General features: G+C 64.6%; 11 protein-coding genes and 1 tRNA gene. 6 read left to right on the top strand and 6 right to left on the bottom strand.

Annotated elements, in window-relative coordinates; all coding sequences use genetic code 11:
• The first annotated feature begins 1 nt into the window (after window position 1).
• The 5 genes from AC5RT3_RS07085 to AC5RT3_RS07065 all read left to right on the top strand — a co-directional run bounded on the left by AC5RT3_RS07085 (window position 2) and on the right by AC5RT3_RS07065 (window position 5669).
• Window positions 2-1378 (top strand): S8 family serine peptidase, encoded by a 1377-nt coding sequence (locus AC5RT3_RS07085; RefSeq protein ID WP_494123843.1) that lies wholly within the window; start codon window positions 2-4, stop codon window positions 1376-1378.
• Window positions 1379-1437: 59 nt separating this feature from the next.
• The gene (locus tag AC5RT3_RS07080) at window positions 1438-2916 is read left to right on the top strand and encodes an NAD(P)/FAD-dependent oxidoreductase (RefSeq protein ID WP_494123842.1); all 1479 of its coding nucleotides are present in this window, start codon (window positions 1438-1440) and stop codon (window positions 2914-2916) included.
• 136 nt (window positions 2917-3052) lie between these two features.
• Window positions 3053-3997, top strand: coding sequence for an N-acetyltransferase (locus AC5RT3_RS07075; protein ID WP_494123841.1), 945 nt, complete (start codon window positions 3053-3055; stop codon window positions 3995-3997).
• Between the two features lie 20 nt (window positions 3998-4017).
• A tRNA-Leu gene (locus AC5RT3_RS07070) sits at window positions 4018-4091 on the top strand.
• Between the two features lie 216 nt (window positions 4092-4307).
• Window positions 4308-5669, top strand: a complete 1362-nt coding sequence (locus AC5RT3_RS07065) for an ABC transporter substrate-binding protein (RefSeq protein WP_494051405.1) — start codon at window positions 4308-4310, stop codon at window positions 5667-5669.
• A 70-nt stretch (window positions 5670-5739) separates the two neighbouring features.
• Here AC5RT3_RS07065 and AC5RT3_RS07060 read toward each other — a convergent pair whose 3' ends face one another.
• Genes AC5RT3_RS07060 through AC5RT3_RS07045 form a run of 4 tightly spaced genes read right to left on the bottom strand, consistent with a single transcriptional unit; the run spans window position 5740 to window position 9859 of the window.
• Window positions 5740-6513: an ABC transporter ATP-binding protein gene (locus tag AC5RT3_RS07060; protein WP_494010640.1), complete on the bottom strand. Its 774-nt coding sequence runs from the start codon at window positions 6511-6513 to the stop codon at window positions 5740-5742.
• Window positions 6510-7601: an ABC transporter ATP-binding protein gene (locus AC5RT3_RS07055; protein ID WP_494123840.1), complete on the bottom strand. Its 1092-nt coding sequence runs from the start codon at window positions 7599-7601 to the stop codon at window positions 6510-6512. Before AC5RT3_RS07055 ends, AC5RT3_RS07060 begins: the two co-directional genes overlap by 4 nt.
• Window positions 7598-8566: a branched-chain amino acid ABC transporter permease gene (locus AC5RT3_RS07050; RefSeq protein ID WP_494123839.1), complete on the bottom strand. Its 969-nt coding sequence runs from the start codon at window positions 8564-8566 to the stop codon at window positions 7598-7600. Before AC5RT3_RS07050 ends, AC5RT3_RS07055 begins: the two co-directional genes overlap by 4 nt.
• Before the next feature lie 9 nt (window positions 8567-8575).
• Window positions 8576-9859: a branched-chain amino acid ABC transporter permease gene (locus tag AC5RT3_RS07045; RefSeq protein ID WP_494051409.1), complete on the bottom strand. Its 1284-nt coding sequence runs from the start codon at window positions 9857-9859 to the stop codon at window positions 8576-8578.
• 483 nt (window positions 9860-10342) lie between these two features.
• Between AC5RT3_RS07045 and AC5RT3_RS07040 the strand changes: the two genes are divergently transcribed.
• Window positions 10343-11230 (top strand): Bax inhibitor-1/YccA family protein, encoded by an 888-nt coding sequence (locus tag AC5RT3_RS07040; RefSeq protein WP_494123838.1) that lies wholly within the window; start codon window positions 10343-10345, stop codon window positions 11228-11230.
• Window positions 11231-11330: 100 nt separating this feature from the next.
• On the opposite strand, the gene galK is transcribed toward AC5RT3_RS07040, so the two are convergent.
• A complete protein-coding gene (galK, locus tag AC5RT3_RS07035) occupies window positions 11331-12518 on the bottom strand; it encodes a galactokinase (RefSeq protein ID WP_494123837.1) in 1188 nt (395 codons plus the stop codon).
• Entirely contained in the window at window positions 12515-13669 is a 1155-nt protein-coding gene (gene galT, locus AC5RT3_RS07030; protein WP_494123836.1) for a galactose-1-phosphate uridylyltransferase, read from the bottom strand. Before galT ends, galK begins: the two co-directional genes overlap by 4 nt.
• Window positions 13670-13766: the final 97 nt, after the last annotated feature.

Here is a 13766-nt window from a genome sequence, read left to right as displayed (position 1 = left end):
GATGCGATCCATCACCCACCCCGTATTGCGCCGGACCGGAGCGGCGGCGCTTGCCTTGGTCCTCGCCGCCTGCTGCCTCGCTGCCGGTCTTATCACGGCTCCGGCGGCCCAAGCGGACGAGTGGCGGGACAAGCAGTACTGGCTCGCAGACTCCGGCATTACCAAGGCCTGGGAAGTGTCCAAGGGTGCCGGCGTCAAGGTGGCCGTCATCGACAGCGGCGTGGACGCGCAGCATCCGGACCTCAAGGGCGCGGTGGCAGGCGGCTACGACGCGTCCGGCTCCGGCCAGCCGAACGGCCAGAAGAGCGTCGGGTCGAAGCCCGAACACGGCACCCTGGTGGCCACTATGCTTGCCGGCCGGGGACACCAGCCCGCCGACAAAACGGCCACCCCCACGCCCGGCCCCGCTGCGCCGCCACCGGACGGCATCATCGGTGTGGCCCCCGAGGCCCAGATCCTGTCTGTGTCCACATGGCTTGGCTCACCGAACCCCTCCGGCAAAAGCGACCAGGACCAGATTCCGGAAGCGGTCCGCTGGGCCGTGGACAACGGAGCGAAAGTCATCAACATCTCGCTCGGCAGCACCGCCCCGCAATGGCCGCAAAGCTGGGACGCCGCCTTCCTATACGCCGAGCAGAAGGACGTGGTGATCGTCGCGGCAGCCGGCAACCGGATCGGCGGCAACACCCAGGTGGGAGCCCCGGCCACCATCCCGGGCGTCCTCACTGTCGCCGGCCTGGACCGCTCGGGGACTGCCAGCGTCGACGCGTCCTCGCAAGGCATCAGCATCGGCGTGGCAGCACCGGCCCAGAACCTGCTGGGCGGCCTCCCGGGCGGGGGGTATGCCGAATGGGCAGGGACCTCCGGATCCACACCCATCGTTGCCGGCGTGGCGGCACTGATCCGCTCCAAGTGGCCTTCCATGAGCGCCGAGCAGGTCATCAACCGCATCGTCTCCACCGCAAAGGATGCCGGACCGCCGGGCAAGGACCCCCTCTACGGCTATGGCATCCTCAACGCCGAAGCGGCGCTGAAGGATAACGTGCCCGAAGCGAAGAACAATCCCCTGGGAACCATCGCCGAGTGGATCAGGGTGCACCGGCGCGGCAACCTTGCCACCCCCACCCCGGTCCCCACGGCAGAGGCGCCGGTTGCTGCGCCGGCACTTCCGGAGGCAACCGTCCCGGCTGCAGAGGCGCCGTCGAAGCGTGATACTGCCATTGGAGGTGCGGTCGTCATCGGATTTGCCCTGCTGTTCGCGGCCATCATCGCTGCGGCCGCGATCCAGCTGCGCCGGGCGGCGCGGGACCCGGCGCTAGCGGGCGAGGAACCGGAAACAGGTGTGCTGGAAAAGGTGCATCCGGTGCGGAAAACCTAGCTTTACGGGCGCTTCGAGCAGTTAGTGAAGATTTTCACAAACTGCGCTATCCTTAAACTATGGCAACCACCCCAGAGCTCCAGGACCGTCCCAGGGTACTCGTCGTCGGCGGCGGGTACGTCGGCCTGTACGTAGCACTCAAACTGCAGAAGAAGATCGCGAATGCCGGTGGCATCGTCACCCTCGTGGATCCACTGCCTTACATGACCTACCAGCCGTTCCTCCCCGAGGTGGCGGGCGGCAACATTGAAGCCCGCCACGCGGTGGTATCCCACCGCAAGCACCTCAAGCAGACGGAACTGATCCAGGGCCGCGTCACCTCGATCGACCACGCCAACCGCACTGCGGTCATCGCTCCGTCCGACGGCGGCGAAAACTTCGAGGTCCCCTACTTCGACGTCGTCCTGGCGGCAGGTGCCATCACCCGTACCTTCCCCATCAAGGGCCTCGCGGACAAGGGCATCGGCCTGAAGACCATCGAGGAAGCCGTTGCGCTGCGCAACAAGGTCCTGGAGCGCATCGAGGTTGCCTCCACCATGACCGATCCTGCCGCGCGCGCCAAGGCCCTTACCTTCGTGGTGGTTGGCGGTGGTTTCGCCGGCATCGAGTGCATCACCGAAATGGAGGACCTGGCCCGCGCCGCGGTCCGGAACAACCCGCGGATCAAGCAGGAAGAAGTCCGTTTTGTCCTGGTGGAAGCCATGGGCCGCATCATGCCCGAGGTCACTGCCAAGCAGGCCGAATGGGTCGTTGAGCACCTGCGCAGCCGCGGCATCGAGGTCCTGCTGAACACCTCGCTGGACAGCGCCGAAGGCACCCTCAAGCTCATCAACCTCCCGGACAAGTCCCCTGCCCAGGAGTTTGAAGCCGGCACCCTCGTGTGGACGGCCGGCGTCCAGGCCAACCCGATGGTCCGCTCCACCGACTTTCCGCTGGAGCCCCGTGGCCGCGTCCGCGTCCTCCCGGACCTCCGCGTTGCCGGAGACGAAGGCATTGTGGACAACGCGTGGGCTGCGGGCGACATCGCCGCCGTGCCCGACCTCACGGGCAAGGGCCTGCCTGACGGTACCTGCGTTCCGAACGCACAGCATGCGCTCCGCCAGGCCAAGCGCCTGGCCAAGAACCTCTGGGCTTCGCGCTGGGAAAAGCAGCTGAAGGACTACAAGCACAAGAACCTCGGCGCCGTTGCAGGCTTTGGCGAGTGGAAGGGCGTAGCCAACATCAACCTGGTTGGCAGCATTGGGCTCAAGGGCGGGCTCGCCTGGTTGGCCCACCGCGGCTACCACGGGCTGGCCATGCCCACGTTTGAGCGCAAGTTCCGGGTGATCTTCAACTGGATCATCAGCTTCTTCGTCGGCCGTGACACCACCCAGCTGATGGACCTGGACAACCCGCGCGGTGCTTTCGTTGCCGCAGCCACCCCGGCGCCCAAACCGGCTGCTGCAGCCGCACCCGCGGCGACAGCCCCGCCGGCAGCCAGTGGTACCGGCTCCACAGCGGTGCAATCCAAGGAATCTGTGACGGCACAGGCCAAGTAGCACACGCAGTGCCCGACGGCGGCTGTCCCCTTCCCGGGGCGGCCGCCTTTTGCGTCCCGGCGGCCATTCAGCGGACAGGCACCCATTCCTGACCCCGGTCCTGCTGCCGGTGCTGCCTGCCTCCTAGACTGGGCTCATGACTGCCGAAGTGAAGCTGCAGGAGCTGCTGGCCGGTATGCACCCCGTTCAGCGCGAGGGGGAATACGTCTACGTCCTGTGGCCGCACGGACGGCCCCTGGCAGCAGGCATCGAGGCGGCAGTACGCGAGGCTGAAGGCCTGACAGTGGTGCTGCCGCGTGCTGACGCGGACCGGCAGGGGCTCAGCTATGACTTTGTGGGAGCCTGGATCACGCTGCAGGTCCATTCGGCCCTCGAGGCGGTGGGCCTCACCGCAGCAGTCAGCAGGGCCCTTACGGACGCCCGCATCAGCTGCAACGTCCTGGCCGGTTTCCATCACGACCACCTGCTGGTGCCGGTAGCGGATGCGCCGCGGGCACTTGAAGTCCTGGCTGAACTCGCTGCCCGGAGCCGGGATGCCCCGCGCCGGGAGCTGGTGCTGCGCAGCGAGAACCCTGCAGACCGGGACGCCATCCTGGCCCTGACGGCCGACGCTTTCGCAATTTCGCCGGCCACAGGCCTGCCGGCAGGAGGGGAGCCGGTGGAAGTGGGGGTGCTTCGCGCACTCTTTGACGCCGAGGAGTACATCCCGGACCTCAGCGTAGTGGCCGTCCAGGACGGGGAAATCGTGGGCCATGTCATCAGCACCCGCGGGTGGGTGGGGGATCAGGCGCTCCTCGGCCTTGGCCCCATCGGTGTCACTCCGCGGCTGCAACGGCAGGGCATCGGTTCGGCACTCATGCGCGAGACAATCGACAGGGCCAATGCCGCTGGGGAGCGCGGCATCGTCCTGCTTGGAAGCCCGGACTACTACTCCAGGTTTGGCTTTGTCCCGGCGTCCAGTTTTGGTGTCCAGGCGCCCGAACCGGAGTGGGGCGACTACTTCCAGCTCCTGCCGCTCGCCCTGTGGTCCGGCGGTGTCCACGGTATGTTCCGGTACGCCGGACCGTTCTCACTCACGTGACGGGATACCATGGACCCGGCGCCCCAGTAGCCCAATTGGCAGAGGCATCGGACTTAAAATCCGCGTGTTGTGGGTTCGAGTCCCACCTGGGGTACAGAGAAGCAGGAGACTTCAGAGTCTCCGCGAGGAAGCCGCCCGCATCTTATGGGCGGCTTCCGCCGTTTAATTCCACATATGCAACGACTGTTATAAGGATGTGACCTCAGTCACTTATCTTCGCCTGTGATTTGCATTAGCTTGAAGCTAAATCAGGAATCCCTGATTTTTCGTGTCGAAGGCCGTTCGCACCTTTAGATCGAGGAGCTCGTAAATGACTTTATTCCCCCAGGCGGGAGCCCGCGCTGCCAAGCTGACAGCGCTTGGCATCGGCGTTGCCTTCATGGCAACGGCTTGCGGCGGTCCGTCCACACCCACGGCGACCGAAACCACCACTGGAGCAGCAGCGGCCGGAATCGCATGCCCGGCACCGGGCGCAACCGGCGAAACCAGCGCGCCGGCCACGGGCGGCGCTGGCGGTGGTTCGGTGCCCCCGTCCACTGGCACAACCGAGACTCCTTTGAAACTCGGCTCGCTGTTGCCCACCACCGGTTCGCTGTCTTACCTCGGGCCACCAGAAATTGCCGGCGTTAATCTTGGCGTGAAGGAAGTCAACGACGCCGGTGGTGTCCTGGGCAAACCTGTGGAAGTAATCCACCGCGATTCAGGTGACACCAAGACGGACATCGCCACCCAGTCGACAAATGCCTTGCTGGGGCAGGGTGTCAACGCCATCATCGGTGCCGCCTCGTCAGGTGTCTCCAAGACCGTCATCAACCAGATCACAGGTGCCGGGGTCATCCAGTTCTCGCCGGCTAACACTTCGCCGGACTTCACCACCTGGGACGACAAAGGACTGTACTGGCGCACGGCACCATCCGATGTCCTTCAAGGCAAGGTCCTTGGCAACTACATGGCTACCTGTGGCGCCCAGACAGTGGGCATGATCGTCCTCAACGATGCGTACGGCACGGGCCTGGCAAAGAACATCAAGGCCGCGTTCGAGTCCGCAGGCGGCAAGGTTGTGGCCGAGGAGCTGTTCAACGAGGGTGACACCCAGTTCAGCAGCCAGGTGGACAAGGTTATCGCGGCCAAGCCCGACGCAATTGCCCTGATCACCTTTGACCAGGCCAAGAGCATCGTTCCCCTTATGACAGGCAAGGGGATCGATCCCACCACGATGTTCCTGGTGGACGGCAACACCGCAGACTACAGCAAGGACTTCCAACCTGGCACCTTGCAGGGTGCACACGGCACCTTCCCGGGGACATTTGCAAACGAAGCGTTTACAAAGAAGCTCCTGGAGATTGATCCCGCACTGAAGGACTTCACCTACGGCGGTGAGTCATACGATGCTGTCAACCTGATCGCCCTCGCTTCTGAAGCCGCAGGGAGCACCAGCGGCGTCGAAATCGCAAAGCAGCTCAAGGCGGTCTCGGAGTCGGGTGAGAAGTGCAGCGACTTCCCCTCCTGTGTTACTTTGCTGCGTGAGGGCAAGGACATCGACTACGACGGCCAGTCGGGTCCGATCACCTTCTCCGACGCCGGTGACCCGACCGAGGCTTACATCGGTATCTACGAGTACACCGCGGACAATAAGCTCCAAGCCGTACAGTCGGAATTTGGCAAGCTCTAGTAATCGTCAGTACACACGAAGGAGCCCCCGTCCTGCCGGACGGGGGCTCCTTCGTGTGTACTGCCGGCCGCTACTCGACGGTGTCGGCCAGGGTACCGAGATAGAGCTGGATGACCTTGGGATCCTTCATCAGTTCACGGCCAGTGCCGGTGTAGGCATCCCGGCCCTGGTCCAGGACGTAGCCGCGGTCGCAGATCTGGAGGCAACGGCGCGCGTTCTGCTCCACCATGATCACTGACACCCCTGCACGGTTGATCTCATGCACGCGGAGGAACGTTTCGTCCTGCTTGACGGGGGAGAGGCCCGCGGACGGCTCATCCAGGAGCAGCACGGCCGGGTCCATCATTAGGGCACGGCCCATGGCCACCATCTGCCGCTCGCCCCCGGACAGGGAACCTGCCCGCTGGGCACGCCGCTTGCCCAGTTCGGGGAAGAGGCTGGTGACAAAGTCGAACCGCTCCGCAAAGTCCTTGGGCCGTTGGAACATGCCCATCTGGAGGTTCTCCTCGATGGTCAGCGTGGCGAACACATTGTTGGTCTGCGGGACGAATCCGACACCACGCGTCACCAGTTTGTTGGCCTTCAGCCCGGTGATGTCCTGGCCCCGGACCACGACGGTACCCGAATGGACTTTTACCAGACCAAACATGGCCTTCAGGAGCGTGGACTTGCCGGCGCCGTTTGGACCGATGATGCCGATCAGCTCACCCTTGCGGGCCTCGATGCTGCAGCCGTTGAGGATGTTGACCCCGGGCAGGTAACCCGCCACAACGTCGGTGACTTTAACGACGGACCCGCCATCTTCCACCGGCTGTGCGGCGGCTGCCGCGCTGGTGCTGCTCATTGAGTGTCCTTCCCCGTGCTGCCTGTCTCCGTGCTACCGTGCCGGCCCTGCGGCTCCGTGCCGCTGGGCCGGTTCCCGCCCCGGCGGGCCTCCTCGGCTTCATTGGACACAACGTCCAGCGAGATGATGCCGGCATTTTCGGTTCCGACGATGGATTCCTCGTCGGCCTCAAGCTCGGCTGCCAGTTCCTTGAGGCCCTCGGAGTCGCCAAGGTCGACGTCGTGGTGGGCGCCAAGGTAGGCATCGATGACGGCGGGGTCCTTCATCACTTCGCCGGGCGGGCCCTCTGCCACCACTTTTCCCTCCGCCATGACCACTACCCAATCGGCAATGTGCCTGACCATATGCATGTCGTGTTCCACGAACAGGACGGTCATGCCCTCGGCCTTGAGGTTTTTGATGTGGTCCAGCAGCGATTGGGTCAGCGCCGGGTTGACGCCGGCCATGGGCTCGTCCAGCATCACGAGCTTGGGCTGCACCATGAGGGACCGGGCCATCTCCAGGAGCTTGCGCTGGCCGCCGGAGAGGGACGCTGCGTAATCGTCCTTTTTGACGTCAAGCTTGAACTTCTCAAGGAGCACGTTTGCCTGGGCCGTGATCTCCTTCTCCCGGCCGCCCCAGATGCCCTTGAACAACGCCCTGGAAAGGCGCTCGCCGGACTGGTTGGCCGCGCCGAGCCGCATGTTCTCCATGACCGTCAGCTTGCCCATAACCTTGGTCAGCTGGAAGGTCCGCACCATACCCATCCGTGCAACCTTGTAGGGTGACATCCCTGCAATGCTCTTGCCCTCGAACTGCCACTTTCCGCTGTTGGGGGTATCGAACCCGGTCAGCAGGTTGAAGAGCGTGGTCTTACCGGCGCCGTTGGGGCCAATCAGGGCAGTGATTTTGTGCCGGGGGATTTCCAAGTACTCGACGTCGACGGCGTTAATGCCGCCAAAGCTGCGGGTGACATTCTCTGCGACAAGAATGGGGTCGCGCTTTTTGCAGCCCGGGCCCGTTTCGCCGGCCGGAATAGGACGGTCGTCGGTCATATAGTCAGGCTCGTTTGTGCCCGTGGTTGCAGGTATTTCGCTGTGCATGCTCATGCGAACGCCAGCTCCTTCTTGTTTCCAAACACGCCCTGCGGCCTGAATATCATCAGGAGCATCAGGGCGACGCCAACCAGGATGTAACGCAGCTGGCCGGCCTGGACCGTGTTAAGCCAGTTGACAGCACCCGACTCGATCAGGCCATACAGGATGCCCTGGGTCAGGGACAGGACCACCCAAAAGATCATGGCGCCGATCACCGGCCCAAGGACGGTACCAAGGCCGCCGAGCAGGAGGCAGGTATACAGGAAGAACGTCAATTCCGTGCCGTAGTTCGCCGGCTGGACTGCCCCGCGGGGGAGCGTGAAGACCATGCCGGCAAGGGCGCCGAGCACACCGCCGATGATCAGTGCCTGCATTTTGTGGGCGTAGACGTTCTTGCCCAGCGAGCGGACCGCGTTCTCGTCTTCGCGGATGCCCTTCAGGACGCGGCCCCACGGGCTGCGCATCAGCAGCCATACCAGGGTGCAGCACAGTGCGACCAGAGCCCAGGCGACAACCCGGATAAAGAAGTCGCGATTGTTCATGCTGAAGTAGTCACCCTCCGGGAAGGGGTTCATGGCGTAAAAGCCGCCTTCGAATGCCGCCAGTCCGTTGGCCGACCCCGTGATGGAGGTGAGCTGGTTGGTGGTCACGATATACCGGACAATCTCCGCCGATGCGATGGTGACGATTGCGAGGTAGTCAGCCCGCAGCCTCAACGTGGGGATGCCGAGCAGCAGGGCGAAAATCGAGGAGGCAATGATGGCGATCAGCAGCCCAACGAAGAACGGCACCCCGAAGGTAAGGGTGGAGATGGCGAACCCGTACGCCCCCACCGCCATGAAGCCGGCCTGGCCGAAGTTCAACAGCCCTGAATATCCGAAGTGCACAGCGAGTCCGAGGGCGGCCAAAGCGTAGGCGGCGGTCGTCGGACTGAAGATTTCACTGGCAGCGCTGGCAAGAATGAATCCAAAATCCACGTCTGTCTCCTAACCCACGCGCTCGCGCCGGCCCAGGATGCCCTGCGGCCGGAACAAGAGGACAACGATCATGATGAACAGGGCTCCCACGAACTTGAGGTCGGCGGCGAGGCCGAACACTGTGGTGAGCTCGACGAAGATTCCGACGATGACGGATCCCACCAGTGCACCGAATACGGTTCCGAGCCCGCCAAGGGTGACGCCCGCGAAAATCAGCAGGAGGATGGCGGATCCCATATCGAAGGTGACGCCCGGCCGGTAGTAGGCCCAGAGTATGCCGCCCAGGGCAGCCAGCATCCCGCCTGTGATCCACACCAGCCGGATGACGGCGTCCACGTCAATGCCGGAGGCAGCAGCCAGGGCGGGATTGTCCGCCACAGCGCGGGTGGCCTTGCCCAGCCGCGTCTTCAGTAGGACGATGCCGAGAATCGTGATCACCACCGCACTGATGCCCAGGGACCAGAGGTTGTTGGGCGAGATGGATACCGGCCCCAACTGGATTTCCGGGCTCTGGGCAAAGGGAAGCTGTTGCGTGGCGCCGCCAAAGTAGAACTGGATGACGTAGCGCACGGCCAGCGCGAGGCCGATGCTGACAATCATCATGGGCACCAGGCCGGTCCCGCGGCGTCGCAGCGGCCGCCACAGGCCCCGGTCCTGGGCATACCCGAAGAGGGCGCCGCCCAGCAGGGCCAGGATCAGTGCCAGCCAGAAGGGCAGCCCGGCCGCATTGAATGCAAACACCAGCACGGCGCCCAGGGTCACCATCTCACCATGGGCAAAGTTGGTGAGCCCGGTGGTTCCGAAGATCAGTGACAGTCCCACGGAAGCCAGCGCCAGGAGCAGGCCGAAGCTCAAACCTGCCACCAGGCGGTTGAGCAGGTTCTGCCCGAAGTTCTGTTCCTGGACCACGATGCCTTTGCCGAAGGCAAAGATCACTGACAGGTTCGAGGTCTGGCTGAAAGTGACCTCACGCGGGTTATCCTGGCCCTCGGCGAGGGTGATGCCCTCAGGCAGGGTGGATTCGTCCAGTTCCACGGTGTAGGTGCCCTGCTCGGGCACGCCGATGTTCCAGGAGCCGTTCGCTGACGACTTGGCCGTGCCGGTGAAGTCGCCCTTCCTGGCAGTGATGGTCACATCCGCCAGGGGTGCGCGGGTGTCGTCGCGGAGGAAACCGCTGATGTTGTTCTGGAAGGTCTGGTTCGACGGGGATGGTGTCGGTGACGGGGAAGCGGCCTGGGTTGCCGGTGCCGCGAGGAGGAGGATCGCCAGGATGGTTGCACTGATGGCTCCCATGATTCCCGGCAAGCCCCGCCGTCGTTTGGCCGGCTGGCCGTGGGGTGTACTTCTCAAGGTGAAAAACCTCCACTTGGGGGCGGTCTCGGCTGCGCCATTGCAACCGCTGCGAACGGGCGCAGGGCGGGGAGGCGCCATCTCGCCCGGCACCCTCACGCATGTGTGAGTTCCGTCACCCTGCTTGGCTTATGCTACAGCGCGCAGGATGCCGCAAATGCCGAGGTCCAGGCCTTGTTGGTAGCGATCAGGTAACAACTCGGGCAACAGGGGCGGGCCGGACGGGGGGAACGCGCTGAGAAACCTTTGTTGAGCCACGGTATTTTCGAGGCCCGCCGGATGCAGCCCGGCAATGACAGCGGAGCCGCCTGCGTCACGGTTGCGTTGCATAGCAGCCCGTTCGGGAACTTTCAGGGGCGTATTGGCGTGGTAATTGGTAGCGTAAACCTTAAGGTTCACATCACACCCACACGGAGGAATCCAGCAATGGCACTTGGCGGCAACCCGATCTTCAACGGAAAGAATTTCCGTGGAGCCACCCAGGCACCGCCTGTCCCGCAGGCTCCCTACGGACAAGCTCCGTACGGTCAGGCACCTTACGGCCAGGCACCTTACGGCCAGCAGGGCTGGAACACCCAGCCGCAGGGCATGACGGACGAGCAACTGCAGCAGATGTACAGCAGGCCTTCCGCCGGCCCCGCTGACACCGGACGGATGACGTTCGACGACGTCATCGTCAAGACTGCTGCCTGCCTCGGAGTGCTGCTCGCCGGTGCCGCGGTCACCATGGTGGTGGGCCTCGGCCTGGCATCCCTGCTGATGGTGGTCGGTGCGCTGGGCGGCTTCGTCCTGGCGCTCGTGAATACGTTCAAGAAGCAGCCGTCACCGGCTCTGATTCTTGCGTACGCGGGCCTCGAAGGCCTCTTCCTCGGCGGCCTCACCCGGGTCCTTGACACCATGTACCCGGGCGTTGGGCTCCAGGCTGTCCTCGGCACGCTGTCCGTCTTCACCGTGACGCTTGTCCTCTTCAAGAGCGGCAAGGTGCGCGCCACCCCCAAGGCCATGAAGTTCTTCATGATCGCCCTGATTGGCTACGCACTCTTCTCCGTGGTCAACCTCGTCATGATGCTGACCGGCCTCACCTCCGAACCCTTCGGACTGCGAAGCGGCATCATCGGCGTCGTCATTGGCATCCTGGCCATCGGCCTTGCGGCATTCTCGCTGGTCATGGACTTCACCAGCATAGAAGCCGGTGTCCGCAGCGGCGCTCCGCAGCGCTTCTCGTGGACGGCCGCGTTCGGCCTGACCGTCACCCTGGTCTGGCTGTACGTGGAGATCATCCGCCTGCTGGCTATCCTCCGCGGCGAGGAGTAACCGGCAAGGCGGTCCCACCACAGGACCGTGACAGCAACGGAGGGCCCCACCAGATTTCTGGTGGGGCCCTCCGTTTGTCTGCGTCCGGGTATCCTGCGGCTCAGGCGATGCGCACGGCCCCGGCGGCAGGCGACACGGTGAAGATGTCCGGCGCTGTGAAGCCGGCCCTGGCAAACGCGTGCACGACGGCGTCGCGCACCTTCTGTTCGCTGGCGGCGGGGGTCAGTGCGATGGCTGCACCGCCGAACCCGCCGCCGGTCATCCGGGCGCCGATGGCACCGGCCGCCCGCGAGGTATCCACGGCGAGGTCAAGTTCCGGACAGGAGATCTCGAAGTCATCGCGCATCGACGCATGGCTGGCGTCCAGCAGATGACCAATGGCAGCGGGCCCCCGGTCGGCGAGGAGTTCAACGGTCTGCAGCACCCGGTCGTTTTCGGTGACCACGTGCCGGACGCGCCGGAACGTCACCTCGTCCAGCAACCCGCCAGCCTCCTCCAGGTCACCCACCTGCACGTCGCGCAGCGCTTTGACCCCCAGCACTTCAGCGCCCAGTTCGCATGATGCCCGCCGGGAGGCGTATCCGCCGTCGGCATGCGAGTGCGACACCTTGGTGTCGATGACCAGCAGCACCAGCCCGGCGGGTTCCGTCTCGAACGGAACAAGGCTGGCGTTCTGGTCCCGGCAGTCCAGGAACACGGCGTGTCCGCGGGCGCCGCGCAGCGAGGCGGACTGGTCCATGATGCCGGTGGGGGCTCCCACAAAGTCGTTCTCCGCCTGCTGGGTGGCCAGGACCATGTCCTGTGCTTCCAGGCCGGCCCCGGTCAGGTCGTTCAGCGCCGTGATGACGGCACATTCAATAGCGTGCGACGACGACAGGCCGGCCCCCAGGGGGACGTCTGAATCCAACAGCAGATCGACTCCCGGGACGTCGATGCCGCGCCGGCGCAGGACCCACATGACGCCAAGCGGGTACTTCGTCCAGCCCTTGGCCGACCCCGGCTCAAGGGACTCAAGCGCGGTGGCTACGACGCCCTGGTCGCCGTAGGTCGATAGCAGCCGGACAGTTGAGTCCGCGCGGACTCCGACGGCCACGCGGGCTGTCCTGTCGATGGCGAAGGGCAGGACGAAGCCCTCGTTGTAGTCCGTGTGTTCACCGATGAGGTTCACGCGGCCGGGCGCCTGCCAGATGCCGTCGGGAGCGCTCCCGAACTCTTGGGTGAAACGGGCAGCCAGGTCCCCTGCCGGGGCAAGGGCCGGCGCGGTGGAGGGATCGGGTGCGGTGCTCAAGCGGGGGCTCCTTCAGACATGCCGGCCAGGGCCGGCGACGTGGGCGACCCCGGAACGGTGACCGAACGCAGGCGCTCTGCCACGCTTTCCGGGGTGGTGTCGTTGATGAACGCACCCATGGCGGCCTCGGACCCGGCAAGGTATTTCAGCTTATCCGCAGCGCGGCGGGGTGACGTCAGCTGAAGGTGCAGGTAGCCCGCGGGCCGCAGGACAGGATCCAACGGGGCCTGGTGCCAGGCGGAGATGTACGGGGTGGGGGTGGGATACAGGGCGTCCACGCGTTTGAGCAGATCCAGGTAGACCTCCGCCAGTTCGTCCTTCTCTTCGCCGCTCAGGGCCGCCAGGTCCGGAACATGGCGGTGGGGAACCAGGTGGATCTCAAGCGGCCACCGGGCAGCAAAGGGGACGTAGGCACTGAAGTTTTCACCTTCCATCACCATCCTGCCCCCGTCCTCCCGCTCAGCACGCAGCAGGGATCCGGTCAGGGTCTCCCGGCCGTCACGGGCGTCATGAAATTCCTGCGCTGCGGTGCCGATCACGGCGGCGCGGGGTGTTACGTACGGGTAGGCGTAGATCTGCCCGTGCGGATGGTGCAGGGTGACGCCGATGTCCGCGCCGCGGTTCTCGAACGGGAACACCTGCTGGATCCCGGGCAGGGCGCTGAGGGCGGCGGTCCGTTGTGCCCAGGCCTCAATAACGGTGCGGGAGCGGGTCCGGCTGAGTCCGCTGAAGGACCCGGTGTGCTCCGGAGTGAAGGACACTACCTCGCAGCGGCCGTACGCCCGACCTTTCGTTCCCCATACTGCATCCTCCGAAACGGGGCCCAGCGCCGGTCCGAGGGAGGGAAAGCGGTTCTCGAAAACCACCACATCGTAGTCCGCGGCCGGTATTTCCGAGGGGTTGCTGCCGGTGGTGGGGCAGATGGGGCACTGGTCTGCCGGCGGGAGATGGGTCCGGGTCTGGCGGTGGGCCGCGACTGCCACCCACTCGTTGGTCAGGGCATCGAACCGGACCTCGCCCGGCTCGCCCCGGGGAGGAAGGCCGCGGTGGTCCATGGTCAGTTCGGCTGCGCGCGAAACAGTAGTGCCCGCGTCGTCGAAATAGATCAGCTCCCGGCCGTCGGAGAGTCTGGTACTGGTGATCCCTGTCATGCAGAAAAGTTTGGCATACCCGATCAAAAAAGAATAGTTAAGAACAAAAGACAACATTAACCATTGGTGCCGTGAACGGCAGCCGGGGTACGGTATG

The organism is Arthrobacter sp. Y3221159, from assembly GCF_059089885.1.
Note: the sequence above shows the minus strand (reverse complement) of the source record. Positions and strands in the feature narration are given on the sequence as shown.